The sequence below is a fragment of the Bradyrhizobium genosp. SA-3 genome (genome assembly GCF_004212635.1).
Classification (GTDB): Bacteria; Pseudomonadota; Alphaproteobacteria; order Rhizobiales; family Xanthobacteraceae; genus Bradyrhizobium.
Map to the genome: position 1 here is coordinate 1 of NZ_PSRT01000115.1, position 26,879 is coordinate 26,879.

Consider the following 26,879-nt stretch of genomic DNA (forward strand, 5'->3'; position numbering starts at 1 on the left):
CAGCCTCAGGGTCCGAGATGGGCGGACAACAGACGTAGCTTTCGCGGAGACGGCGAGTAGTTTTCCTCCATTGAGGCGGAGCGGGTGGCGATCATCAGTTCAATCAGTATAAGCGCGTGGTCGCTCGGTTTCGGCAGTCTCGTTTGAGGCTAAGCAACGGCGCGCCCGCTCGATCTGTGCGTCGGTAGCGCCATGGTTACGCGCGTACATCTCGGCCACTGGTGCCGAATATTTCGCAACGTAGTATCTGACCTCGCTGCAAGAGATGCGCCCTGTGGGCCTATGGTGACGCGAAGCGAAGGCTTCGGACCCCAGCGGGATCAGCAACAAGGCAACAATGGCCGCCGCCCGTACGATCATTCTCGCCGTCCCCCCATATACTGTCTGCTTCGTACAGAGAGCAGGCCTGAATCGCGCGCACGACGCAAATTAAGAATCGTGCACTGGGGCAAAGTGCTGGGAGACTGTTGCTCCAATGCTTCGGTGCTGCGCAGGCAGTGAAAAATGAGGCGTCGGTAAAAGCGATCTGATGCGAGCGTTCCAAAAAGCCGAAGTGGCAAGTTCGATCATCGCATTGAACGGCTCTACGAGCTTGCGATAGCTAGCTCCGCCGAAGAACTCTCCTTCTACGGCTGGCCTTGGGGATACGGCTAGTCCTGGCAATCCTTCTCGCCTGAGCGGCTCGTAGGCGACGCCGGAGGGCCTGCAGTTCTCGAAATAGTGCGACCAGTCCCTCGACCCGTTCGCCCAGAATAGTCGAATAATTGTAAACCCGAGCTCGATTACTCATTACTGCCCAAACCATGATTGTTGAAAGCAATAGGCGGTCGACAACGGGAAAAATATGCAATCCAGGGTAGGAACATACAACCCATAAATGACGGTGGCATTAACAGGGGCCATGTCCTACATCGTTGTTCAGTGCGCGTTGCTTTCGCTTTGTCTTTCGGGTTGATTTCGTTTCGAAAGATTAAAGCTGCAGGCTTAGTACCGCGGCACTCTCGCGCGCTGCGATCTCTCAGGCGTGGTAGTTCCCTTCTGCCCTTAGTCGCGCGACGGCTGCTTAGGGCCGCTCTTAATCGCCTGGCGGCCCCGGTTTGAAGTATCGCATCGAACATTACAAATTATACCCGCGCCCCATTGCGACCAGTTGCGTGCATCATGACAACCGCGTGGCGCATGCCCCCGCCTTGCCCATCGGACCGCCGGCCACTCTCCCTCTCCTCCGCCGCGGAGGGCCAGGGGACGGACTATGAGGCCCGGGCGCCTAGGCAAACCGGGCCTCGCCTTAACTGCTCCTCCGCTTAGCACATGCCAATCGCGTGCACGTTTTCGCGATGGTGAGACGACATGAGGCTCGATAGGGAAACATCGATGATCTCAGCGCCACTGTGCACTATGAATCTAGGGGTCGATCCCTCGGAGGCTCCGCCGCGCATCGCACGAATGCAAGGGCGGTCCAGCAGCACATGGTTGCAGACACAGTCCGGCCGGCTTGGCGTTGAGCTCCCGGGCGACCGCCAGGCATCACGCCTTTTTGGTTTCTTGCGCGATCCACCGCTGTCTTATTCGTGCTGAGGGACATCGGCTGTTAAGAGTTGGTTTAGTTCCCGGCATGATCATTGGGGACCATGAGGGGTCCGAGCATGCAACTGCATCATGCCAATACCTTGGAAAGGATCGAGGCGGTCGCGGATCAAGGCAGTGGCGAGGTCGCGACGTGGCCCGTCACTCTCGACCAATCAGATTTCTTGACCTCCAATCGAGATGAGATCCTGGCGCTATTAGAGCCAAGCGGCCATCCAAATCGCACCATTGGCTCGTCGTGGCCGCATTAGCTGGGGGCTTCGGGTTGGGATGGGCTGGGGCTTTGTACGGTCCTGCAACTATCTCGGCTCTCAACCCAATTGCTCAGATAGATACGGCTTCGCGCCGGATGCCTGACACAAAGTCAGGCGGTAAGGCCGAAAGCGCCCGAAAGATAGCATCAGCGTCAGGCTCGCGAGCACCGCCTGGTTTAGGTCAGCCCTCCACAGTCAGCGCGAGCCTTGCTCCGAAGCCTCTCGCCAAAGCGTCGAGTGCGGCGCAATCGGCGGAAGCTTCGAAGCAAGCTTCCTCTGCTGTGGAGACGGACATGTCTGTGACCGGCTCGCTTGAGCCTGCGGGGCCGCTCCTGTCGGTTCCCGAGACAAGACCAACGACAATTGGGGGTTGGACAGTCCTTGACGTTCGCGGCGGAACGGCGGTGCTCGAAGGGCCCGATGGGATTCGAATGGCAGCACGGGGCGACGTGGTCCCCGGCATCGGGCGAATCGATTCTATCGTGCGTTGGGGCAACCGCTGGATAGTTGCAACAGCTCGTGGATTGATCTCGACGCCCTAGGCGTGACCGGTTGCGAGGAGCGTGTCACTGTGCTCGCGCATTCCCCGACTTCGGGAGAATGACGGAATGATGCCCACGCTGCGGTTGTATTTGGAGTCGCGATTATGTGCCGCTATTGCCGATCAGGCCCATACTCGTCGAGCAAACCGAGCGATCGATGTTGTCCTGGGCAGCGATCAACTGGACGCCGGCAGACATGGTTCGTTGTGAAAGCCGCCCAGGTCTTTGAGGTCGCGTGAGATGCGGTCGAGAGACTTCGAATCGATCACATCGAACTTCCGGCTCCTGGCATTCGGCATCAGGCGCTGAAAGCCCATGCGGTTGATGGTCGAGGGGCCGGAAATGCCGTGATCGGAGTAGCTCAACGACGATGTGACCCTCACGCTTGCAGAATGCGCGGCACAGCGCGACCTGATCCTCGATCGACTTGGCGGTCTGCTTTTCCTTGTCACTAAACATTGTGTAGATCGCCGCTCTCATCATCATCGCCTGCACTGGGTTTGACGGTTCTGCTGTTCTGCGCGGCTATCGCTGCGGCGCGGGCAAGGGCGCGCAGGAGTTTGCCCATTGCCTTGCTGGGCGCGTTTGTCCGCTATGCCAACGGGCACTGAATGTGGGCCGGCCGTGAATCAGCATCCCCGCGCCCGCGGCCGCGAGGGCCACGTGGCGAATCCTGAAACGGCCTCCAAAGGCGGGGCCCAGCGCCGGAGTGCAGGACGATATGTTCCTGGGCCGGTCCATAGCACTCTGGTGGAAATCGCTTCTCACTAAGCGTAGCCCGCGACAAGAGTAGCGCTCCATGACAGGATTGAAGCAATTCAGCCAAGATTGCATCAAACACGTTCGATGTTCTTCGAACAAATGTCCACGAGACCGCAGCGGACATCCGCGCCGGCTCGATCTGTCAACCTGACATGCCACTTGAAATCGCGTGCTGTGGCGCAACTAGGCAAGGTCGCGTGTGCTTGTATGCCCTCGCACTCGCGTCCGAAGCAGGTTGATATTTCTCGAGAGTCACGGCTTCGGGGGATGACCGCTGCCTAACCTTGATCGCTCGACCTGCCGCTACTGCCGAACTCGATTCTGTGTTTGATTTTACACATTCGTGTTCGCGTTACTCTTCTTGTGCTCTAGCCGCCAAGGGGATCAGATAACAACGCAATAACGCCTGCAGCTTCGATGGCATCATTTCTGCAGGGAGGACTTGGAACGGAGCTCAAGGGGATTGAACCGAAAGGGCACTGGAGATCTTTCGGCCCACGACTTAGCCGCACCCTATCAGCGAGCCTTATTGCTCCTTTCGTATACGGGGCACCTTAACGATCGCTCCGTTAGCTCAGAGGAGGAGGAACCGTGAACCGCCGGAAAGACACACTGGGACGAGAGATCCTGCAGGTAGCGGATTACGAACGAGCGCTCTCGATCAACGGCTACTATGCTCAGCTCACGGTCAATGTCGCGGACGTGCCGTTCTGGATGTCAGACGGTGAGGCCTTTGCTTATTGCCGAAGTGTAAGGGGCCGGCGCCAATTCATGCTCGTGAACGTTGTCAAGGGCGCAAAACAGCTGGCCTTTGATCATGATAAGCTGGCTGCCGCCCTGACCCGAGCAACGCAGAGGCATTACGACGCTGCCAATCTGCCATTCCGTCGCTTTGACCTGCCTAGCGATGGTCGCGAAATCAGCTTCCAGATCGATAACACCAGGTGGAGCTGCGATCTTGTGAGCTACACTTGTCTAACCCAGAACGCTTCCTCCAAAGTCCATGAGGAGAATCCCTATGGCAGCCCTCGGATAGAAAATGATCCGAAGGAAAAAAGCGCATCTCCTGATGGTAAATGGCTGGCCTATATCAATAGGCACAATCTATTCCTGCGCAGCAAGGATGGTTCGCAGGACATGCCCCTGACCTGGGACGGATCCGAGAGCAACTACTACGGGTTGTCGACACTGAGTTGGTCTCCGGACTCGCGCTATCTTGCGGGATACCGGTTCCGCCCCGGATACGAGCGTAAGATTCATTTCGTCGAATCGTCGCCGATCGACCAGCTTCATCCGAGGCGCCGGACGATGACGTATCCTAAACCTGGCGACCTGTTGACAGTATCACATCCGGTGCTCTTTGAGATCGGCAGCCGACGCGAGATCCAACTCGACAACGATCTATTCCGAAATCCTTACGAACTTTCGCCGATCGAGTGGTGGGAGGACAGTCGAGCTTTCACTTTCAAGTATAATCAACGAGGTCATCAGCTCTATCGACTGCTAGAAGTGGTAGCAGCCACCGGAGAAGTCCGCTTGCTGATCGATGAGTGCAGCAAGACCTTCATCGACTATCAGCCGCTGAACATGGACCAGGAGTGCACTGGCAAAATCTTTCAGTATAACGTCGCAGACGGAAAGGAGATCATCTGGGCGTCCGAGCGCGACGGACACGAGCATCTCTACCTTTTCGATGGCCGAACCGGCGAGCTTAAAAATCAGATCACCAGAGGCAATTGGGTGGTCCGGACGGTCTATTTTGTCGATCCGGTGAGGCGCCAGATCTGGTTTGGCGCGAGCGGAATGAACGCAAGCGAAGATCCTTACTTCATCCATGGCTACCGAATCGACTTTGACGGGACGGGCCTGACTGCGCTCACGCCGGAAGCGGCAAATCATCACATCGAGTTCTCGCCAGATGGCCTCTACTATGTAGACCTGTGTTCACGTATCGACCTTCCGCCGAGCTTGGTCTTATACCGAACCAGTGACAATTCGAAGCTCATGCAGGTCGAAAGCACCGACATTTCGGAGCTCGTGGCTGCTGGCTGGACGCCGCCGCTCAGCTTTCATGCGAAGGGGAGAGATGGCGAGACTGATATTTGGGGTGTCATTCACCTTCCCATTAATTTCGATCAAGCCAAGCGATATCCGGTCGTAGAGAGAATATATGCTGGCCCTCACGGTTCTTTCGTTCCGAAGTCATTCTCAGCCTCGGCCGAGCCGCTCGCGCAACTTGGATTCGTCGTTGTACAGATCGATGGAATGGGGACGAACAACCGCTCGCGAGCGTTCCACGACGTCGCCTGGAAAAATCTGAAGGACGGTGGCCTTCCCGATCGAATCCTGTGGCACAAGGCGGCGAGCGCAAACTATCCGTGGTACGATATTTCAAACCTTGGCATTTTTGGCGCGTCCGCCGGTGGTCAGAATGCGGTGAGCGCACTTCTCTTCCATTCTGAGTTCTACAAGGTTGGGGTCGCTAATTGTGGTTGCTATGACAACCGAATGGACAAGATCTGGTGGAATGAGCAGTGGATGGGCTGGCCGGTCGGCATCGAATATTCACAATCCTCCGCCGTCGACAACGCGCACCGATTACAAGGTAAGCTGTTGCTGATTGTCGGCGAACTGGATGAAAACGTCGATCCGTCATCCACCTTCCAGCTTGCCGACCGTCTTATCGACGCTGGAAAATTCTTCGACATGCTTGTGGTGCCGAACGCAAACCACGGAGTGCCAGGCAATTACTGCAAACTAAAGCTCGTGGATTTCTTCGTTCGCAACATTCTTTGGCAGACACCCCCTAACTGGAACGCGGCTTCGATCGAGCCGCTGAGCCGGTGCTGGATGCGAGGACGCGATGGGCAACAACTAATTAGCTCGATCGAATCTCGCAAGTGATGTCCGCGTTCTACGGCGGGACGATTTTGGCCCGGTCAGCGTTCGTGTGAAGCGCGGATGACAGTGGGCATGGGCGCCTTCAGTTCGCGGGCAGATCGGCAAGACGCCGCGTAGAAGCTCAACAGCAGAGAGCGGAATGGTTTACTTGGATATAACGGAACATGAGTGGGGGATGTGCCAAGTCCTTCGCACCAACTCATAGATAAGCATATTGAGGGGCGTTGCACTTCAAGAGGATGACATCGCTGGGAACCTAACAGTTGATGACGCCTTCGCGTTTCCCGACATCTGCAGGCTAACCAGCTGCTTTTTCTTTGTATCGGATTGCGGCGTGCGGCGCTGGAGCACTTGACACCGCGGAGCGTCGCGTTCTTTCCACTTAAGGTGAGGGCGCGCGAGTATGCATCCCGCAAAGGTCTATTTCTCCATTGACGTGCTGCGGCGCGCCCACTGCATTGACTGGGATCGATCCGAGGCGACGCGGCGTGTCGTAACCGCGCCTGGCGACCGCGAGAGCCGGGGATCAAGGGCGTTGTTTGGAATCCGTCAACGAAGTTCAAAGCAGTCCATCCTGACACACTTCATTGGCGAGAGACGGACGTTGATCGCCCGACACTTCACTTCTTCCACAACAAGAAGGACGCCTTAATGCGAGACGAGGTGTGGGATGAGTTGAACAGTAGATCGAGACCCGAAAGCAAGAACGGGATCATCGCGACGAGCCTCTTACTGCAGAGCCGGTCAGAGGCGTCCCATAGCACAATTAGTGCAACGTGAATGAAATCTCTGTAGCTCCGGCCCCGTGGCCGTGGCACCGCCGAACCCGACAGTGCTCGGATCGCGTGCTGACGATGCCGTCCCGTAACGGCGCACAGCTCGTCTAAAATCCGTTCCTCTCGAGCTGCCCGCTCGCCCGATAACGCTCCGCCAGCGCTGATGTGATCTCGCGCTTTGCGCGCGTGCCGATCTTTCCTGCCATGGCCGCCACCGAACTGATTCGGCAGCTCCGCCCAGACACGACAGGGAAGTTGTTCGGTAATATCTTTAGTGCGCAATGGAGCCTTAAATCCGGATGTCGCTTGACGTTTCTCGTCCCACCGGCGCAAGAGGTCTCGCATTGCAGCGCATACGCCTCGAGGGTGGCGTACCTCTTCAGCGCACTCCCGAATGCCGGCGATGTTCGACACAAAGAACCAAAATGCCGCAGCTGTCGGTGCATTATGCGACACCGCGTCGCCGATACCGCATGATTGCCGAGGCCCCATGCCGCCCATTATCCACCGCATCAGCAGTGATGAGGCGCAGCCCAAGTCAGCGGACATCGTGGTGATCGGTGGTGCGGTTGTTAGCGGCAGTGCGGCCGTATCCTGGCGCGGCGCGGCCTATCGCTAGCGCTTGTCCAAAAGGGGGGATGTCGGTTGCGAACAGTCCAGCCGGAGTGTGGCTAGTGCCGTCGGCAGAACCGCGATGCGCGTGAATTTCCGCTCGCTAATCTTGCAACTCGCGAGCTTCAAGAAGCGAAGCTCATGCTCCTCGGCAGGTACCGATTCTCCTGCAAAGAACGGTTTGAGAGTCGTTTTCGCGACCGGCATGCAATTTGCTGAAGATCCGGAAACGAGAGAGGCTTGATGACAAGCAGTGACATCATTCGCCCTTTACACCAACACGGGCGCGTAAGGACTGTAGGAGAGAGCACAATTGTGAGGATACTGACAAAGGCCAAACATGCCGTCGCCCGGGTCCACGACGCGATTGTGCGTTTGGTCCGCTGGGGCCTGCGTGTCCTTACTCGGCTATCTCAGTCGATTGCGCCATTCGGCCCAATCGACGCCGGCCTTGATGGGGCTCACCGTGAGCCGCCGATGAGTTCTTCCCACTCCATGCGGCTAAATGGCGCCTGGACGGCAAAGCGCAAGTTCATCGAAACAACCGTACGAGGAACGGAGCGCATCAAGCGAAGTAAGGCCAACGACAAACCGTTTCACTCATACTAGGAGCTTTGGATGGATCATCAAGTTTACACTGTGCCCGAGTCTGTACAGCTGGTTTTTCAAGATGGCGGTAAGACGCCGCGCGATTTCGTGGTGGATCTATTCCGGGAGGTGTTCGGCAGACATCAGCGCGATGCCTACGCCCTTTCCATGTTGATCGAACGGCAGGACAAGGCCGCGTGCGGCCCCTTCCCGCCGTCAGTTGCAAAGGAGCTCTTCGATGCGGCGCAGGAACGAATCCGAGCTGAAGGACATACGTTGCAAATCACCTCCGAGCCTGCTGGCGAAACCGAGGCGCCAGATCCGTCCGAAATCCAGTTCGAATGTGCCCGTGACGCGGTTGCCTGGCATTTCGCCGATATCCCGCCGAACAGCCTCGTGACTATGTTGCGAAAATTTCCCGGCCACATGCGCGCGGACATCCAGATCGCAATCGACAAGCTGTTCGCTTCGCCGGTCCGCTTCTTTGGCCTGCTGCAGCAGCGATGGACTGGCGAGGAGCTGTCATTCGCGGAGCTCCGGCGCGCCGGAGGCGAACCCGTCTTGCTGGCGTCGCCACAATACCACGAGATCGACATCGGCGAGGCTACGCCAGTCAAATGCCTGCACAATGGGCTGTGGCTATCCGAGGCGAACGAGTTTCGTTACGCTGTCGTGCTGTCCTATTACCGCGAGCTCATTCAACAATGCGGGACAAGCCCAGAGGAGGAGATGCTCATTGAGGTCGCGGTGCCCGCCGGCGGGGCCGGCGAGTCTTTCGCGCAGCACTGCTTCGTTGAACTGGAGAGAGCGGTACAATCCGCCGGATCGTACCGTGGCAAGATCCTGTCCCTCGAGAGCAATCCGAATTACAGCGGCCGTTCGCGCGGCGTTACGGTGCATCGTTGGCCCCGGGTAGACTCCGCGGACGTGATCCTGCCCGAAAAGGTGCTCAAACTGCTCGATGGAAATGTATTGAACTTTGTCGGAATGCGCGATGCGCTGCGCCGGCTCGGCCAATCGACACGCAAGGGCATCTTGCTTTATGGCCCTCCCGGCACTGGGAAGACCCACACGATCCGGTACCTCGCAACTAACCTGGCTGATCAGACCACTCTAATAATGGCAGCCGGGGAGGTCGGTGCGCTCGGTGTATATATGAACCTCGCGCGGCTGTTGCAGCCGGCATTGGTGGTGATCGAGGACGTCGATCTGATCGCGCGCGACCGCAATGAGATGCGACAAACGGACGAAGAAGTGCTGCTCAACAAGCTGCTCAATGAGATGGATGGGCTGAAGGAGGACGCCGACATCCTGTTCTTACTTACCACCAACCGACTGGAAGAGCTTGAGGGGGCACTCGCGGCGCGGCCTGGCCGGATCGACCAGCTCATCGAGGTGCCTTTACCTGATGCTCATGGTCGCGACAAGTTGGTGCGGCTCTATGGCAAACGCCTGCCACTCACTGAGGCTGTTGTCGCTCAAGCCGTGCGACAGAGCGAGGGCGTCAGCGCCGCCTTCATCAAGGAGTTCATGCGGCGCATCGCGCAATCGTCCATCGCGCGCGATGGCGGCAAAACGGTCATCTGCGATGATATCGACCAGGCGCTGGACGCTATGCTGCCGATGAGGGGGCACGGATCGCAGACCGGGCAAGCTGGGCCGTGAGCCGCGACAAGGGGTAGGAGCGGCCACAAAGTGTGCGCGCCGCCGTCCGAAATCGGTCAGTTCGCCGACGTTCAGATCGGCGGCGAGCTGACCGGCGAGTTGGGACCCCTGCCGCGCTCGTGCGTCAGCGCAAGCAGACGGACCATGAGCCGGCATGCTTTCCGGTGAACCCATACAGGTCTCGCTCCGCCGCGCGGAAATCAGGATGAAAGCTGACATCGCTGCGACGTCGATGGTCGCGGGAACGTTTCGATGGTGCGCCTCTGATCTCGCCAGCCGTTCGAAACTGAATCGGGGCGCGTGAGCAGCTCAGAGCATCTAGCCTTCACAAATCGTTGGTTGGTTCATGTACTGCAGACGATCACTGAAGTAGGTCATCTCGACATGGTTGCCGATCGTCTTCGACAGTTCCTTGCAGTGATTTCATTCACCAGCACGCGCGGCAACGTGTCGCTGTTGAGCTCGACATGCCAACCGCCTTCTGGTCTTGGCCCCACATATACCTCCGGTGCGATAATTTGCGTCGCGATGTGCCGAACTTCTAGCCGGCTCTCGATCGAGTCTGCGGATCTTGCCGATCATGTCCGTGATGGCGTCATCGTCGCCCCGCACAGTTGCGCGCAAAAAGTAAATGTTCCATTTTGCAAGCAGCTCGAGATCGTCCACCAGGGCGTGTATCACGGGGTAAAACCGCTTGAGTTCACGAGGCTGGATCATCATACACTCAAATTCCGCGCGGAGACGGCTGGAAGAGCGAACTTCTGCAGCTCTTTGAGCACCGCCTCAACATCCGCCTGCGAAGCGCCGAGGCGCTCGGCAGCCTCTCCGAGATCCGGCGCTAGATAGCCGGCATCGTCGACTAGGTTGACCAGATACTGCCCGATAATGCGTCGCGCTGAGGCGCTGAGCGCCAGCCAAGCGCGGCATCGTCGCGATCGGCGAGTACGTGTTTCCGGAGCAGGTGACCTGGTCGCGCGAGGAGCTGAAGTCGCCTAAGGACCTTGAGGGCCAGAAGATCAGGATGATCTCGCCGATAAAGCCGAGTTCATCAAGCGAATGGGCGGATCGCCGGTGACGCTGGGCACTGCGGAAGTGCCCGCTGCGCTCGATCGCGGCGTCGTCGACGGCGCAGTCACGGCAAGCTCGGGATATGGCTATGTCTGGCGCGATCTCTCCAAATACAGTTACCGGGCTCAACCTCGGCTATGTCAGCTCGCTGTTGCTCGTGAACCAGCGCGCCTGGGACCGATTCTCGCGGTCCGTGCAGCCACGGTCAAGGACGCGGTCCGCGAGATCTGCGACAAAACGACGAAAGCAATGGCCGCCGAGGGCCAGGACCTCACGCGGAAGCTGGCCTCGCTAATGACGGAGACCATGCCCTCCGAGGCTGACGTCGAGGACGCCGAACAAAAGATCAAGCCCTATACGACGACTGGGCAAAAGCCCACGGACCCAAGGCGATCGAACTCTTGGACAAAGCTCGCAAGGCTCTGGGGCGCGGACGGACATGGTGTCGCCCTCCAAAACCCCGACGCTCGACACTTCCGGACACATCGCCGCGCGCGGTCCTTCGCGGCCGGCAGAGCGCTGACTCGAGCGGCTTTGCCGCTGGCTTTGCGAGCTCGCCATCCTCTCCATGATCGTGATGGTCGCAAGCGAGGTCTTTCTGAGAAACGTCATCGGCTTCTCGCTGGAATCTGCGGACGAACTCGGCGGCTATCTCCTTGTCGGCGTCTCGTTACCGTCGGCGGGCTATGCATGATTCTGCCGAATGGCACGCGTGCTGAGGATGGTCGTGCGAACTCAACGGTCCAACGTAAAAGCGCCGACATATATTCGGCAGGCGACGCATCGCTCATAGAGTCTTGAGATACTCAACAAGCGCTCGCCGCTCGGCGTCGGTCAATTCTGGTCCAATGACGCCAGGCGGCAGCTTCGTTAAGTCGGTTTCCTTGCCTTCGAAGGAATGTCCACGAGCACCGTTCCCAAGCAGCGACACATCGAAGTTCGTCAGGCCGGCCGCACAGCTCTCGGTCGCATGTGCTTTCGTAACAAGCCCGACCTTGACGGGGTCGAACGCACGACTGCCGACGCAAAACGACGTCGGCCGTTGGGCTTGCGGCACCAATATGTCTCTCAGTGTCGGAACGGACCCATTGTGCAGATAAGGAGAAGTTGCCCAAATACCGTCCAACGGGCGCGCCCGGTACTGAGGCTCAAGGGCGAGAACTACTTCGTCCTTGCCGTTGCGGCTCGCACGCGCCCCGACATAGACTCGCTGGTTTTGGCAATTCTTCCTCGGCCCCCACATTTGCCGCTTGGTTTCTTCAGAAGTGCCGTTCGCAATGACCCATTGGTCGATCGTTTTGCCGACCACGTCCATGAGCGCGAGTACAAACAGAGGATCTGCGCCTTTATCTGCCAGAAGCCCGCAACCTCCGGCTTTGTTGAGATCATCTGCAGGATTTAATCCGAGTGATTCGGGTAGGTGAACGCGCCGCGTCGTAAGGACGTTAGATTGTTGGCGGTCGGTGCCGATCGCCGAGACCGGCATCTGGACGACGTTAAAATAATGATGTCCGCCGATCTCTACCCAATTCTTCTCGTTCTTGGCTGAGCGATCGGGGTTCTCTGCGCGCCAGAATGAGTCTTCCGGCCACTTTTTGTCGAAGGCGGCATCATTCACCGGGCCTCGGTGGCATCCAAAGCAGTGAGCACGATAAAGATCGCGACCTTGTTCAACGAGCTTTTCATCGATCGCCCAGGCCGGGTCACCGCGGAATTTCTCCTGCGCGTCCTTCCATCGCGGTGCTACGAGCCCGGTGAATTTTCTGCCTCCTGCATCTTCGGACGAAAAGGGATCGGCGCCGCGCAGAAGCTCTTCGAACCGCGCGATGTCGGACAGATGTATGGATGAGGTAAAAAGCGGCCGTCCGGGCGCGGCCGCGGTCATATTGATTTTTGCGCTGACACCGAGCGCTTCGCCTGAATTGCGAACGAGTTCGTTGAGAACAGAGGCGTCATACTGTGCCCAAAGGAAATACGGCGTGTCCCAGATCGGCGGAAAGCTCACGGGCGCATCATGGCGCGCAAAGTTACCCTTGAGGAGTGGCTCGGAGAGTTCGCCGGTCAAGGGATCGAGTAGGTTGCTATAGAAAACCTGGTTCCCGATCCGGTTCAGCGCATCAAGTCGACCGAACCCTTCATCGAGATCCACCACTCCCTGTCCCGTCAAAAGTCTGTCGGTCTCTGCCTTTTCATTCTTGATCTTCTGAAGTGCTAGCTCAAGATCGCTTCGCAGCTGCTTTCGATCGACGCTTTGCCTTTTGATCTGCTCCAGCTTGCTGGCGAAAAGCTCAAAACGCCATGGCAAGATCAGCGTGTAGCCGATCGACAGCCCGACGGCCCTTTCAACCTCGCCCAGATTGACCATCGCCGGCCCGCCGTCAAACCGTATGCTGACATTCTTGTATTCGAGATGACCCGTATGACAGGCGGCGCAGGTTAGCCCGATCTGATCTTCATACGGGGCGCCAGTCGTCGGATCGACACCGCCCTTGAGGATGGCAAAGCCGACCGGCAAAGCATTCGGGTTCTCGGGCGCGCTTGGCGTCCAACCGGGGTTGGCTGTGTCCCCATTCGGCGCATCGTCGTGATAACCGTATGCGGGCGCATTACCGGCGAAGTCCTTTGAGCTAGGACTCGGAATGAAGCCGAGGCGGCGCAGGTAGTTCTCGTCCGTTAAGCTCGTGTAAGAGAAGGACAGCTCCGGGCGTTCCAGGGCCAAAAACCACTGATAAGGGACAGGGATGGTCGCTGTCCCCTGCGATGTGTGGTGAAACCAGTAACGCTGGCGGGAGCTCCAATTTTGCGGCAGCCAATAAGCGCTTTCGATTTTTGATGGCTCGGGCAGCGTCGCAGGCAGTAATTGAGCGACCAGATTGGCATCGTTCTTGATCTTAAGGGCTGCGTCGCGAACCTTCTCCGGGGCGAAATACACCAGGCCGGCCGCCACGATCACGACAACGACGCTTGCCAATAATAGGCTGGTGATATGAGGCCAGCGCATCACCCGGGAATAAAGACGAGAGCCAAAAGAAGGTCTCCCCATAGCAAGGACTCCATCCATCTTTTTCATGCGTCCAGCCGGCCCGGCGCTACCGGAAACGGCGACGGCGTCTGTTACTTGTTCAGCAATTGGCTATTGATGAAGGCGACCACGTCGGACGTCTCGGCTGCCGCGCGCCTGGTTATCGTCGCCGCGGCCGGGCCGCCGTGCAAAAAGGATGGGAACCAACCGAAGTTGCGGACATTCCAGTCTTCTTTCGGCCAGACCGCGCGGTTCACGCCGACCGCTGCGAAATTTGGAATTTTCCTGGCGAGTGGCTGTGCCGTCTCGGTGTGACAGCTCACGCAATCAGTATTGAAGAAGTGGCTCTTCTTCGTATCAGCAATGGTATTGACGATCTCGATGATGCGGCTGTTGGGCACGTTACCATCGATGAACTCGGAGGTCGAAACACCCTTACGATTACCTTGGGGCAAGGGCGGATTTTGCAATGCCGCGTGTCGACAGGTGATCGGATTTTGATTATTCGTGCCCGGTTGCGGGACCACGTGCTTTTCGCCGATGGCGCTGAACATCTGTGCCGCGTGCATGCCGTCAAGCGTCGGGCCGGGCACTGGTATTAGGCCTGCTTGCGGGGCCCTTAACATCGACACGAAAATCCAGGGTTCGGGCGGTGCGATGCCCATAACGGCCATCGTGTTGAGGCGCTGCGGCGAGAGATGCTTCTCAATCAAGGCCTTGAGTGCATCGCGAAACGCCTTCGCCGATGCCCCTACAAGACCCGGATGCACATTCAGATCACCGGCAGTCGAGACTTTGACATTGCCAAAATGTCCGGCTCCAAGCTGATCGCGCAAGGTCGCGGCGTCACGAACGATCGCCTTGAATGCTTCGTCGTCCGGTTTGAATCGCGGGAACGGCGCGCAACCGTTCAGAGGCGGGTCCGGGTCGAGGGTGAAGCTGAAGATAAGGTGGCCTGCAGTGTCATGAACCTTGAAGCCGTCCGGCCCATTGGTCACCGGCTGAATGATGAGCCGGATTTGTGGTTGCCGGCCAAACTGGGCGATGATCTCCGGGGACAATCCCGGCGCGCCCGGATCGATCCGGATGCCGGCCACAAACCAGGCGCCGATCTTTTCATGGCATCGGGAAACTGAATGTGCCGTGCACCCGAATCCGGCACGCCCCGATACTCCGGATTTTCGGCGTTAGCATAAAGTGCGCGAAGTCCGCATCGGAAAACAGCCGCTGCGGCGATCCCGAAGGGCCCGCAAGATCGGACACGGCGATCAGATTGGCGAGGTCGCCCGCCGACTTCGGCGGAGGAAAAGAGAATGGACACATCATTGGGCGCAAGCGGCCTTGACGCCGCTTGCGCCGAGCCGTTCCTACCTCCAAAGAGCACGCTCAAGCCTGAATCGCCCCGATTTTGGGCAGCTTACGGCCGCTGACGTCCTTGAAATGCCGTCGACCTCAGCCACAGCGACGGATGATCTTGCTTGACGGAAACCATCGTGTCATGCAAGTTACTAAGAAGTAACAGAGGTGATCCAAGGGTAATGTCTGACTTGGAACTAGCAATTGAACGCTCGGGCGCAGCGCTCTGGCTTAAGTTAAACCGGCCGCACGCTCTTAACGCGCTTACGGCTTCGTTGGTGAAGGCGCTTATTCGGGCTATGAACTCGGCTGTGGCCGACGACGCTGTCAGAGTCATTGTCCTGACCGGTGCAGGAAGGGCATTCTGTGCAGGGGCTGACTTGAAGGAGAGCGCCGCACGAAGCGAAGTGCCAGGAGCGTCGGCGGCATTCATCAAATCCATCATGTCACTGGTTGGTTTGCTTCAAGCTTGCTCGAAGCCAGTCATCGCGGCAGTCAACGGAATTGCGGTTGCGGGGGGGCTCGAACTCATTCTCGGCTGTGATGTCGTATTCGCTGCTGAATCCGCCGTTCTGGGGGACTCGCATTCCAACTTCGCCATGTTCCCCGGTGGAGGGGCAACGGTTTTCCTCCCGCGAAAAATCGGCATCAACAACGCCAAATTCGTGATGTTCAGCGGCGGTACGCTTCCAGCGCGAGATTGGATCGGGTTAGGCTTGGTGAGTAAGGTTGTTGAAGACGCCCAATTGATTGCTGCGGTTGACGCGTTCGCGGCGCAGCTCGCTGCCAAGAGTCCGATCGTGCTCGCCAGGATGAAAGAGGCGCTGAATGACTCTGTTGAGCAGCCGACCGCGTCGGCAATGCGCAGAGAGCGAGATCTTAACGAGCTGCACGCCGCATCGCTCGATCGGGCGGAAGGTTTGAGAGCATTCCGAGAGAAGCGAATTCCCCAGTTTGTCGGACGCTAGTCGCGGACGGATACGTCCGCACTCTCCAACTGAATCGAGGTCAGGTCATGAGTTATCGGACAGCAATAGTTGGTGTTGGCGCGACATCGTTCGGAAAGTTCTTGGACCGATCAATTCGGGATCTATCGGAGGAGGCGGTTCGAAACGCGTTAGCGAATGCGGGCGTGAGTGCGGCTGACGTTGATCGGGTTTATTTCGGCAACGCTGCGGGTGGCTTAATGACTGGGCAGGAGATGATCCGAGGGCAGGCCGCGTTGCGCTTTTCCGGATTGGCGGGGACTCCGTTGGTCAACGTGGAGAACGCCTGTGCGACCGGAAGCTCTGCTTTCCATCTCGCATGGGAAGCGATTGAGGCAGGCCAAATCGATGTAGCCGTCGTCGTCGGTGCGGAAAAGCTCTCGCACAAAGACAAATCTGTATCGCTTAGCGCGTTCGCCGGCGCGCTCGATCTCGAAGAAGAATTGCCAAGTCATATCGGCACCGGCAGCGGGGCTGTGACTATGGACGTCTATGCCGAAAAAACCTGCCTCTACATGACCATGTCCGGTGCGACACAGGAAGACTTTGCGCAAGTTGTCGTCAAAAGCCGAAAGGCGGGCAGCCTCAATCCGATCGCTCAATTCAAGACTGAAACGTCGGTAGCTGAAGTTCTCGCGCAACGCACTATTAGTGGACCACTAAAGTTGCCCATGTGTTCAGCTATGAGCGATGGTGCAGCCGCTCTGGTTCTGTGCTCGAGCCGCCAAGTATCGCTGATGGGCCATTCAAGCCCTGTCTGGGTTGCTGGATCGGTGTTGGTTTCGGGGTTTGCCGATCCGTCCAAGAGCATTTGCGCGGTACGGGCTTCAAAAGAAGTTTACGACCGTGCCGGCATTGGCCCGCAGGATATCCAGGTGATCGAACTGCATGATGCAGCTGCGCCGGCGGAGCTGATCCATTACGAGAATCTTGGGCTCTGCGCCCCGGGTGGAGGTCCTGATCTGCTGAGGAGCGGAATCACCGGAATCAACGGGAGAATATCCGTAAACCCGAGCGGTGGATTGCTCAGCCGTGGGCATCCTCTTGCGGCAACGGGCGTCGCTCAGATGATCGAGCTTGTTCATCAGCTTCGAGGGACTGCGGGAGCTCGGCAGCGCGAGGCGGCAAAGGTTGGCTTAGCCGAAAATAATGGCGGTCAAATCGGTGGAGATGCTGCGGCAGCGGGAGCTGTAGTTCTCTGCCGTTAGAAGGTTCCGTCAGCTGCTGAGCACATTCGGCTGGTACCTTCGTATGGGCGGGTAATCTCCGACTACAACTGAAGCCTTTGCAACTTCGGATTTGCAGGAGATGAGTGCGGCTCCAGACGTGCAGCGGTCGACTGGTAATTTGAAGTAGGATTGCAAGCGATGTCTGGACAAGAAGCTTTTGCGACTCCGCTAGGCGGAATCAAAGTCATCGAGTTGGGGACGATGATCGCGGGGCCGGTCGGCTGCACGCTTTTAGGTGATTTTGGCGCAGAGATCATAAAAATCGAGCAGCCAAAGACGGGGGACACCCTTCGCCATCTTGGCCCATTCGTCGACGGGGAGAGCCTCTTTTGGAATGTCGACGGACGCAACAAGAAGTCCGTTGCTATCGATCTGCATCGTCCGGAAGGGCAGGAACTGGTAAAGCGGCTCGTCGCACAGGCCGACGCAGTCGTCGAAAATTTCCGACCCGGTACATTGGGGAAATGGGGCCTTGCATTCGAGGATCTGATCAAAATCAATCCGAAGCTCGTCATGGTGAGCGTGTCCGGTTTCGGACAAAACGGACCTTATGCACCGCGAGCCGCGTACGACCGGGTAGCAATAGCGTTCGGAGGACTCCTGAATATAACCGGCTATCCGGATCGCCCGCCGGTTCGGCCTGGCCTCCCAATAGCGGATTATCAAACAGCGCTATTTAGCGCTTTCTCCCTCATGATGGCGCTATACGAAAGGGACGTTCGGAGTGGGCAGGGCAGGCACGTAGACCTCGCGCTGTACGAGAGCATATTCCGATTCTCGGAGGCCATGACTGCAGCTTACGATCGACTTGGAGACGTTCGCCAGCGTCAGGGAAATATCACGTCAGCCGCCGCCCCCGGAGAGCACTTCGAGACGAAAGACGGGCGGTTTCTGGTGCTTACAGTCGCAAACACGCCAATGTTCCAGCGGCTATCTATTGCGATGGAAGAGCCTTCTTGGCTGAGCGATCCGCGATACGCGACTCCCGAGGCAAGGTGGCGACACATAAATGATCTGAACGAGCGCGTTGGGTGCTGGGTCAAGTCGAAGAGTGTTCCTGAGTTGCAGGAAACGTTAGATCAGGCGGGTGTTGCGTATTCACTTGTCTATTCTATCGAAGACATTGTTTCAGATCCTCACTACACCGCTCGTCGTAACATTGTCACCGTCGACAGCCCACGCATTGGACCTATAAAAATGCAAGGTATCGTCCCTCGTTTTGTGGGTGCTGAGCCGCGTCCGATATCCCCTGCTCCAGAGCTTGGGCAGCACACCGCAGATGTGCTTCGCAACATGCTCGGACTGTCGGACGAAACGGTAGGGGCGCTTGCCCAGCAGCAGATCATCGATCTCGGTCGCAATCCATAATGGTCCAAGCTTCAGATTGAGCAGCTCATCTTTCTCACCTGCTTGCGCTGAGGGCCATTTTCTACGCGGGTGCCCCTCGACTGGATGCCGTATTTGCTGCGGCAACCGGGTGCTTGCTGATCTACGTACACTCCCGACCCAGGGTCAGCCGTTGTAGTCATCCGTCGGGTGGACAATGACTGAATAGATCGCGGAATCTCCAGCCGTCAGCTCATTACGAAGTCAAATAGTCACCAGTTTCCGAAGGGTTTCAAGTCCTTCCACGACCTGATAGTTTGCGGAAACGCGAATCCAGTTTCATTGGCTCGAGCGGAGGGAGAAGTGCGTTTCTTTGAGCGAGGGCGCACCTTGGCGAGTGGCGCATGAAGTCCGAAAAAGTGCGTCGCTGGCGCGCGTCGGTGCCGGAGGCAGATGAGCAATACGCGGCCAAACGCCGTGTGCTCATTCGTGAGGCAGGTCGGGCATTCAGCCGGAACGGGTTTCACAACACATCGCTGGACGAGGTCGCTCGGTCTCTCGGCGTCAGCAAGACTGCGCTCTATCGCTACATCACCGACAAGAATGAAATCCTCTATGAGTGCCACAATTTGGCGCTCGAGGCGGGCGAAGTTATTCTGGCAAAAATCCAGGCTGAAAAGGTGAGTCCGTTGCAGACTCTCCGGTTATTTGTCATCGGATTCGTGTCGTTTCTTAACAGTGATCTAGGGAGCTACGCGGTTCTTGGAGAACCTCTAACTTCACTGCGTGAACGCGAAAGAAGGTTGATTAGAGCACGCCGTCGCAAGTTCGATACGGCCCTGCGACTCATCCTTACGGAGGCCATTCAGGCGGGTGAGATACCGGAGAGAGATCCCGGTCTCGCAGTTGCCTTCTTTATGGGAGCAATTAATTCGGTCCCGCGGTGGTTTGACCCCTCAGGAAGAATTGCGGGCCATGAGGTCGCACGAGTGTTTTCCGAATTCACCGTTTCCTTGTTGCAGGGTGACGCTGGTCATCAAAACTAGACAAGGCGCGTACCAGGAGGGGCGGCGCTGCACTTGGAAAAGGGCTACTTGACAGTGCTCAAGCAATGATTTGAGGCGCGTAAGCGTCGTTTCTCAGCAACCAATTCTCAGCCTAGGACACCCGCAAGCGGCGTCTTTCGCGCGCATGACGTGCTGTGCCCTCGATTGCCTACAATTCGGATAATGACTCTGCCCAAATCGAGCTGGAGATCGCCGGCCTGATCAAAAAGTTAGCGGCCATATCCGCCATGCTTTGCTGAGCCGAATCTTGGTCAGTGCTTTCGGCCAGCCGATCAACGAACTCAAGATCTTACGGTCTGTGCGCAAGTTTGCGTCGTTCTTCCGACTAAAAGGTTATCCGAAAGGAGATTTCACATGAAGGTCGGTGTTCCGAAGGAAATCAAGACGCACGAGTATCGCTGGGCCTGACGCCTGGCGCCGTCCGCGAGTATGTGGCCGCAGGCCACAACGTACTAGTCGAGACCAATGCCGGCGACGGAATCGGAGCGACGGATGACGATTACCGCAAAGCTGGGCGCAGCGGTTCTGGATACCGCTCGCGAAGTGTTTTCATCGAGCGAGATGATCGTAAAAGTCAAGGAGCCGCAGCCTTCCGAATGGCTTCAGCTCAAAGAGAGTCAGATCCTCTTTACTTATCTGCATTTGGCACCGGATCCGGAACAAGCTAAAGGTATAGCGCGACAATCAGGATGAGAGCGGCGCGTCAATCAAGATGAGACGAGGCGGCCGAGTCAGGAGATAATTGACGCTGTCGGCCGACTTGGCAAGCGTTGATTGACGCTGCGCGACAATCAAGCGGCGCTGCCAGCGTCAATCACAGTCTTGTCGAGTTCGTTGGGGGTAGTGTGAACAGGCGGCCGGCCTGGACCGCGCTTGCGATCGAGGGCAACTTTTCGACGGTAACTTTCGACGTTCATCTCGAGGATCGTGGCGTGGTGGACCAAACGATCGATGGCAGCCAACGTCATTGCTTGGTCCGGGAAGATACGCCCCCATTCGCCAAATGGCTGATTGGCCGTGATCAGCAGCGAGCGTCGTTCGTAGCGGGCGGCGATCAACTCGAACAGCACACTGGTTTCCGCCTGATCCTTGCTCACATATGTGATGTCGTCGAGGATCAGGAGGTCATAGCGATCGAGTTTGGCGATCGCGGACTCCAGCGCCAGCTCGCGCCGCGCGACCTGCAGCCGTTGCACCAGATCAGTGGTGCGCGCGAAGAGAACGCGCCAACCGTTCTCGACGAGAGCCAGGCCGATCGCCGCGCCGAGATGGGTCTTGCCGCCGCCCGGTGGACCGAACAAGAGCAAATTGGCGCCGGCCTTCAACCAGGCGTCGCCGGCGGCGAGCGCCATCGCCTGTGCCTTTGATAGCATCGGCACGCTTTCGAAGTCGAAGGTGGCGAGCGTCTTGCCGGCGGGCAAACGCGCTTCCACCATGTGTCGCTCGATCCGACGGCGGGTGCGATCGGCGGCCTCGTGCTCGGCAAGGGCGGCGAGGAAGCGGGCGGCAGGCCACCCTTCCTTGTCCGACTGTGCGGCGAGCTTCGGCCAGATCGCCTTGACGCCCGGCAGGCGGAGCTCATTGAGAAGCAGCTCGACACGGGCAGCATCGACGGAGGTAGCGATACCGGTCATGCTGCCTCTCCCAGGTTCGAGCGGCCCGACATGACGCTGACGGAGGCGAGTTCATCGTAGACGTCGAGCGGCGCCAGCTTGACGGCGACACGCGGGATCGAGGCCGCCTCGGGTCGGAAGCGGTCGCGCAGCGCGGCAAGATCGGGTAACTGTCCGGCGTCCAGATCCATCGCGATCGCCTCGGCGAGTTCTGCTTCGCAGGCGCGCTCGTGAGCCAGCGCCAGAAGCTCGACCGTCACCTTGGAGGCGCGCCGGTCATCACCATGCTCCCGCAAGGTCTCAAACAGACGTTTGTAAGCTGCACGCGGGAAGAGTTGGTCGCGATAAACGAGATTGAGGAGCGCCATCGGCTTGCGCCGCAGGGCATGGATGACGTGCCGGTAATCCACGACATGACCGCCCTGGCTCTCAGACACAGGCCGACCGCGCCGCAGCGTCACGACCGGCGTGACGCCAAGGAAGCATTCGAGCCGGTCGTCGAAGATGCGCACACGCAGGCGATGGCCGATCAATCTTGAAGGCACGGTGTAGAACACGCGCCGCAGGATGAAGCCGCCTGACGACGTCACCGGGATCACTTTCTCCTCGAAGTCGGTCGTGCGGCCTTTTGGCAGCGGCGCCAATGCCTCCTTCTCGAGCGCGATCGGCTTGGCGAGGTTGGCGTTGCGCCGGCCGACAATCTCGTCGACAAAAGCCCGGTACGCATCGAGACTGGCGAAGTCGCGCGTCCCCCGCAGCAACAGCGCATCTTCCAGTGCCCGCTTGAGATGGCCGTGCGCGCTCTCGATCGAGCCGTTCTCATGTGCGATGCCCGCATTGTTGCGCGTTGGCGCCATGCCATAGTGGCCCATCAGCCCGGCGTAGCGCTGCGTCAGATCCTCCCGTGCGTCGGCGGCCAGATTGCGGAACGCTGCCGACAGGCTGTCGCTGCGATGCTCCCGCGGCACGCCACCAAGCGCCCACAGCGCGTTCTGCAAGCCCTCCGCCAGGGCGACGAAGCTTTCGCCGCCGAGCACGACATGGGCATGCTCGAAGCCGGAGAACGCCAACCGGAAGTGATAGAGCCGGTGATTGAGCGGCTCACCCGCGATGGTAATACCGAGCGCGCTCACGTCGGTGAAGTCGGACAGACCCAGGCGGCCGGGCTCGTGCTGCTGGCGGAAGATCACGTCCTGTTCGGGGCCATTGAGCGCCCGCCAGGCGTTGATGCGCCGCTCCAGCGTGCGGCGGATGTTCGGGTTCAAGTCATGATGCCGTCGGCGCAGCTCGTCCAGCACGCCGATCACGCGGATGCCGGGCGCAGCCTTCAGAATCGGAACGATCTCGGCCTCCCAATACTGCGCGAGCGGATCGGACCGGCGCCGGCCCCTCGGCGTCTTCTTCTGCGATGGCGGGCGACAATCGCCCTCGATTCGATACGCGCTTGCCTTCGAGAACCCCGCCTTGGCCGCGGCGGCCTCGGGGGACAGTGTCTGTCGGTAGGTCATGTACAGCCTCATCTGGTGGTCGGTGATGTGGAGGCCAGGCAAGGCATCGATTCCCTCTTGTCGAGACGAATCAACAGCTTGCACCAGCCGCACCCGACCGCCAGACGGGTCCAAAAACGCGCGACGCCGATGGGGACGGTCCTCCGGTCGGGCTGCGCCCTCCCTTCGGTCCGTCCCCATCGGCGCAGTCTCACCTTGATTGTCGCTGGAGTCTCACCCTGATCGCCGCTGCGCACTAAAGGGCTCATCAAATCCGGGTGCACCGCAATTGCTTACGAAACCGTCACTGATGCGAATGGCGGCCTTCCACTGCTTGCGCCGATGAGCGAGGTCGCGGGCAGGCTGGCGATCGAAGCAGCCGGTGCGGCTCTAAAGCGGTATGCGGGTGGACGGGGGCTGTTGATCGGTGGCGTCCCGGGTGTGCAGCCGGCTCGCATTGTGGTGATCGGAGGCGGCGTTGTCGGCACCCATGCAGCACGAATGGCGGCAGGCTTGGGGCCCGAGGTCACAATCCTGGACCGCTCGATCCCCCGCCTTCGCGAGCTGGATGAGCTGTTCGAAGGGCGCGTTCGTACGAGGTTCTCGACGATTGATGCCGTTGAGCAGGAAGTCTTTGCGGCCGATGTTGTCATTGGCGCGGTGCTCGTTCCTGGGGCGAGCGCGCCGAAGCTTGTCAGCCGCAGCATGTTGAGCTCAATGCGCAGAGCCTCGGTGATCGTGGATGTGGCTATTGATCAGGGGGGGGTGCTTCGAGACCTCACGTCCGACGACACACGCGGATCCCACCTATGAGGTGGATGGAGTCATTCACTATTGCGTGGCCAGTATGCCTGGAGCTGTCCCGCTCACCTCAAGTCAAGCGCTGAATAACGCCACGCTTCCTTTTGGCTTGGCTCTCGCAAACGAGGGATTTGCAGCCGTGCTCGAAGATCCGCATCTGCGCGCAGGTCTCAATGTCTATCGGGGCCGGCTAACTTAAGGCTGTGGCTGAAAGTCTCGGCTTGCCATTCTCACCGATCGAACAGGCCGCGGCCTGATCTCAGAAGTCCCTACGGGGACATTTCCTCCCTGACTTAGGCCACTCCTTCTGGAGTGGCCCTTTTTTCGGGATCCATCACACGGCTCAAGCCCGATATGAGCCCTTTTTGGTTGCGGCGGTCAGTTGCAGGCACCTTGCTTTTGTCAGCTTGCCTCCCCGCTCTTACTGATGTGTGCATAGAGCGCTGTTGACCGGCACGCTCCTCAAATGTGCAACACCATCAAAATCTCGTCTCACGCTGGCCCCGTCGGCGCTCCCCACTTCTTCTTCGCCGCAACGCAAACCTCACTGAGGTCACGAAGATCAGACCTCATAGTCGTTTCAACAGACCGCCCAGCGCGCTTCCTGATCAAGGAGAGAGCAGTTCGTCTGCAACCGGATCGGGTACACTGGCCTTTGAACGTACTGATCCGAACGGGCGCTCCAGCATGCGGCGGACGCGCACGGGCTCGGGGCCGATGTGGAAAGCGACCGCTTGCCGATCCAGCACCCGCTCCGACTGCGTCGAACGATTGCGCTGACGCAAGTAGTCGAGCCATGTCGGGCAGTGATAACGCTCCGTCCATAATTCGGGATCGGCGATATCGCGCGCAATCGACCATCCATATGCGCCATTGCGCTGGCGGAACAGCTGTACGTCCTGCATGACGTTGTGGAAGGCGCGTGCGCTCTCATGAGCGACGCGATATTCGATCTCCACCACGAGCGGCCCGCTGCGGTGGGTAAGCGGGAGCCTCACCTCGGGATCGGCCAGCACCTCGGCGTCCTCGCTATGCGCGGTAATACGCGGCATACGCAACCAGAGCCCAAGCAGCGCTGAGACCACCATCAGCGCGGCGGAGATAAGCAGTGCTATCTCGACGCCAGCGGCATCGGTGAGACGGCCCCAGCCCCAACTTCCGAAGCCAATGCTGCCTGAAAACGCAGCTTGATAGACCGCGAGGGAACGGCCCGCAACCCAGCGCGGGGCAGACAGCTGCACGCCGATATCGAACAACGTGAACGACATCGTCCACATCACGCCGGCTACGACCAGCGCAATTGTGGTGAGAACGGGCTCGCGGCTCAGTGCCACGGCTGCGATCGCGCCACCCATGGAGATCGCACATGCGCGTACCGCGGCTTCGCCGCTCAAGCGCTTGCGTATCTCGCCTATACATAGTGCTCCGACGACGGCGCCAAGACCAAATGCGCCCAGCATGATCCCGTAGGTTTGCGCACCACCATGCAAGAGATCGCGCGCGACGAGCGGCATGAGGGCTGTAAGCGAGCCGCCTATCGCGCCGGTTGCCATCGCGCGGGTCAGTACGATCTTGATGGATGGAGAGTTGACAATATAGCGCACGCCCGCGGCAATGGCGCGGGTCAATTGCTCGCGCGGCAGCCGCGAGGGCGCGGCGACGCGTTTCCACAAGAACAGCGCAAACATCAGCGGCAGGTAAAGCAGCGCGTTAGCCGCAAAGGCCGCAACTGCGCCCGCGATCGTGACCACGAGGCCGCCAATAGCGGGGCCAAAACTACGCGCAATGTTGAAGCTGATACCGTTGAGCGTAACTGCGGAGGGCAACACCTGGGCCGGGACCTGCTCCCCGACAGAGGATAGCCAGGCTGGGCCCATCAACGCCGCGCCGCTGCCGACCAGGAAGCACAGTACAAGCAACAGATCCGGCGTGGCGAGATCCCACCACTCGAGCGCGGTCAGGGCGCTCGCGCCGCAAAGTGAGATCGACAGTGCAATCAGCATCACGACGCGGCGATCGTACATATCAGCAATGGCGCCGGCGGGCAGCGAGATGAACATCACTGGCAGCATCAACGCGGTCTGCACCAGCGCGACCTTGTCGGCCGACGACGTCATCTCCGTCATCGCCCATGCCGCGCCGACGCCACGAATCAGGATACCGAGATTGGACAACAGACTTGCCAGCCAGATATGCCGGAAGTTGGCATAGCGCAGCGGGGATGTGACACTGTCTGCGAACGTCTGGGGCTTGGACGGATCCGTCATATCGGTTCGTGCCTCGCTTGCGAGGATTTGTTCTCAAGAAGCGCAACGTCGTCCCGCATCGCGCGTTTGAGCAGCGAAAGGGGCACAAGGCGGCAGGGGCTGTGAGTAATGTCCTGTCGTGGGTGTTCGCCACTTTGGGCGCCGTAATCCGCCTGTCGCAATGTTAGAGCAAGCGGAGAGTGATTGGTTCGATCTGACTGCGCGGGGATGCGCTGGCGAGCGTGAGGGTGCTTCAAACAGTTATGGACGGCAAGCTTCATGTGGCTTTCGCGCGCTAGCGCTACGATCCGGCCGAAGGGTTGTTCGGGAAGGCACGTCCGTGGAGTGAAGAGGCACGCGGGCGCGGCCGTTGACTGGCGGGTCAGCCCGATCAGATTACTTGACAGCGATGCGCGTGCGAGGAAGTAAAACACCCGGGCGCCCGACAAGTGTATAAGCGCCGCACTTTCAACACGACCTATCGTTCGCTGTCTACTTGCCGGGAACGAGACGCGCCTTCGACGCGCGCTCGGCACGCTGTTCGTCGGCGCGGTTGGGATATTGATTTCGCCCATCGGGAGCATTCCGACGGTCAAAAATCGTCGTTCGCGATCAAAAGCATGGGTGACAAGAGCACCGAGAACTGGCTTGTGGTGCTTGACGATCTCATCTCTTGCGCCCCGCCGTTTTGCTCGGCGGGGCATAGCGTTGCGCAGACCAGATACGCCGAGATCAAAGCTCGAAAAGCTTGCGTGGCGCACTCGTCAGAGCCTCTCCGCCAGACTCCGTAACGCGAAATGTCTCGCTGATCACGTAACCGAACTCCTCATCGACCCAGTTACCAAGCATCAGATGGAAGGTCATGTTCGGCTTGAGCACTGTCGTATCTCCATCCCTGAGGCTCGCGGTCGGTTCGGACCAATCGATGCCGATGGCGTAGCCACAACGCGATTCCTTCTTGCAGCCGTGTTTTTCAAGCTCGCGATAAAAT

15 protein-coding genes and 3 pseudogenes are annotated in these 26,879 nt (G+C 58.8%); 10 read left to right on the top strand and 8 right to left on the bottom strand.

Going from position 1 to position 26,879, the window contains the following annotated elements; all coding sequences use genetic code 11:
- Positions 1-2,559: 2,559 nt before the first annotated feature.
- Positions 2,560-2,835, bottom strand: a complete 276-nt coding sequence (locus CWO91_RS44685) for a recombinase family protein (RefSeq protein ID WP_433995591.1) — start codon at positions 2,833-2,835, stop codon at positions 2,560-2,562.
- Positions 2,836-3,736: 901 nt separating this feature from the next.
- Between CWO91_RS44685 and CWO91_RS31435 the strand changes: the two genes are divergently transcribed.
- The 3 genes from CWO91_RS31435 to CWO91_RS31445 all read left to right on the top strand — a co-directional run bounded on the left by CWO91_RS31435 (position 3,737) and on the right by CWO91_RS31445 (position 9,687).
- Entirely contained in the window at positions 3,737-6,049 is a 2,313-nt protein-coding gene (locus CWO91_RS31435) for a S9 family peptidase (protein ID WP_245471445.1), read from the top strand.
- 1,176 nt (positions 6,050-7,225) lie between these two features.
- Complete coding sequence (locus CWO91_RS31440) at positions 7,226-7,441, top strand: hypothetical protein (protein WP_130219242.1); 216 nt, start codon at positions 7,226-7,228, stop codon at positions 7,439-7,441.
- Positions 7,442-8,052: 611 nt separating this feature from the next.
- On the top strand, positions 8,053-9,687 hold the full coding sequence (locus CWO91_RS31445) for an ATP-dependent Clp protease adaptor ClpS (RefSeq protein ID WP_165405848.1): 1,635 nt from the start codon (positions 8,053-8,055) through the stop codon (positions 9,685-9,687).
- Between the two features lie 423 nt (positions 9,688-10,110).
- Here the strand turns inward: CWO91_RS31445 and CWO91_RS45600 are convergent.
- Positions 10,111-10,601 (bottom strand): annotated as a pseudogene (locus CWO91_RS45600) (hypothetical protein).
- 722 nt (positions 10,602-11,323) lie between these two features.
- Between CWO91_RS45600 and CWO91_RS45115 the strand changes: the two are divergent.
- Positions 11,324-11,449, top strand: a complete 126-nt coding sequence (locus CWO91_RS45115; RefSeq protein ID WP_283811034.1) for a hypothetical protein — start codon at positions 11,324-11,326, stop codon at positions 11,447-11,449.
- A 93-nt stretch (positions 11,450-11,542) separates the two neighbouring features.
- On the opposite strand, the gene CWO91_RS43370 is transcribed toward CWO91_RS45115, so the two are convergent.
- Together CWO91_RS43370 and CWO91_RS31465 are read right to left on the bottom strand one after the other, a co-directional pair.
- Positions 11,543-13,825, bottom strand: coding sequence for a di-heme-cytochrome C peroxidase (locus CWO91_RS43370; protein WP_283811035.1), 2,283 nt, complete (start codon positions 13,823-13,825; stop codon positions 11,543-11,545).
- 44 nt (positions 13,826-13,869) lie between these two features.
- A complete protein-coding gene (locus CWO91_RS31465; RefSeq protein ID WP_245471446.1) occupies positions 13,870-14,874 on the bottom strand; it encodes a hypothetical protein in 1,005 nt (334 codons plus the stop codon).
- Between the two features lie 441 nt (positions 14,875-15,315).
- On the opposite strand from CWO91_RS31465, the gene CWO91_RS31470 reads away from it, so the two are divergent.
- The 5 genes and pseudogenes from CWO91_RS31470 to CWO91_RS31490 form a co-directional block, all read left to right on the top strand.
- Positions 15,316-16,101: an enoyl-CoA hydratase/isomerase family protein gene (locus tag CWO91_RS31470; protein ID WP_130219246.1), complete on the top strand. Its 786-nt coding sequence runs from the start codon at positions 15,316-15,318 to the stop codon at positions 16,099-16,101.
- Between the two features lie 47 nt (positions 16,102-16,148).
- Positions 16,149-17,327, top strand: a complete 1,179-nt coding sequence (locus CWO91_RS31475) for a thiolase family protein (protein ID WP_130219248.1) — start codon at positions 16,149-16,151, stop codon at positions 17,325-17,327.
- A gap of 159 nt (positions 17,328-17,486) precedes the next feature.
- Positions 17,487-18,716, top strand: coding sequence for a CaiB/BaiF CoA transferase family protein (locus CWO91_RS31480; RefSeq protein ID WP_130219250.1), 1,230 nt, complete (start codon positions 17,487-17,489; stop codon positions 18,714-18,716).
- A gap of 362 nt (positions 18,717-19,078) precedes the next feature.
- Positions 19,079-19,720 carry a TetR/AcrR family transcriptional regulator gene (locus CWO91_RS31485; RefSeq protein ID WP_130219252.1) on the top strand — a complete coding sequence of 214 codons (642 nt, stop codon included), beginning with the start codon at positions 19,079-19,081 and terminating at the stop codon, positions 19,718-19,720.
- Between the two features lie 375 nt (positions 19,721-20,095).
- Positions 20,096-20,422, top strand: a pseudogene (locus CWO91_RS31490) (alanine dehydrogenase); the annotation flags it as partial.
- Between the two features lie 110 nt (positions 20,423-20,532).
- Here the strand turns inward: CWO91_RS31490 and istB are convergent.
- Both istB and istA read right to left on the bottom strand, forming a co-directional pair.
- Entirely contained in the window at positions 20,533-21,375 is an 843-nt protein-coding gene (istB, locus tag CWO91_RS31495) for an IS21-like element helper ATPase IstB (RefSeq protein ID WP_130219254.1), read from the bottom strand.
- Complete coding sequence (istA, locus tag CWO91_RS31500; RefSeq protein WP_130219256.1) at positions 21,372-22,904, bottom strand: IS21 family transposase; 1,533 nt, start codon at positions 22,902-22,904, stop codon at positions 21,372-21,374. Before istA ends, istB begins: the two co-directional genes overlap by 4 nt.
- A 183-nt stretch (positions 22,905-23,087) precedes the next feature.
- Between istA and CWO91_RS31505 the strand changes: the two are divergent.
- A pseudogene (locus tag CWO91_RS31505) lies at positions 23,088-23,899 on the top strand (alanine dehydrogenase); the annotation flags it as partial.
- 351 nt (positions 23,900-24,250) lie between these two features.
- Here the strand turns inward: CWO91_RS31505 and CWO91_RS31510 are convergent.
- Both CWO91_RS31510 and CWO91_RS31515 read right to left on the bottom strand, forming a co-directional pair.
- Complete coding sequence (locus CWO91_RS31510) at positions 24,251-25,909, bottom strand: MFS transporter (protein ID WP_130219257.1); 1,659 nt, start codon at positions 25,907-25,909, stop codon at positions 24,251-24,253.
- Positions 25,910-26,620: 711 nt separating this feature from the next.
- Positions 26,621-26,879, bottom strand: a 259-nt coding sequence (locus CWO91_RS31515) for a M24 family metallopeptidase (RefSeq protein WP_130219259.1), incomplete at its 5' end; no start/stop codon positions are given.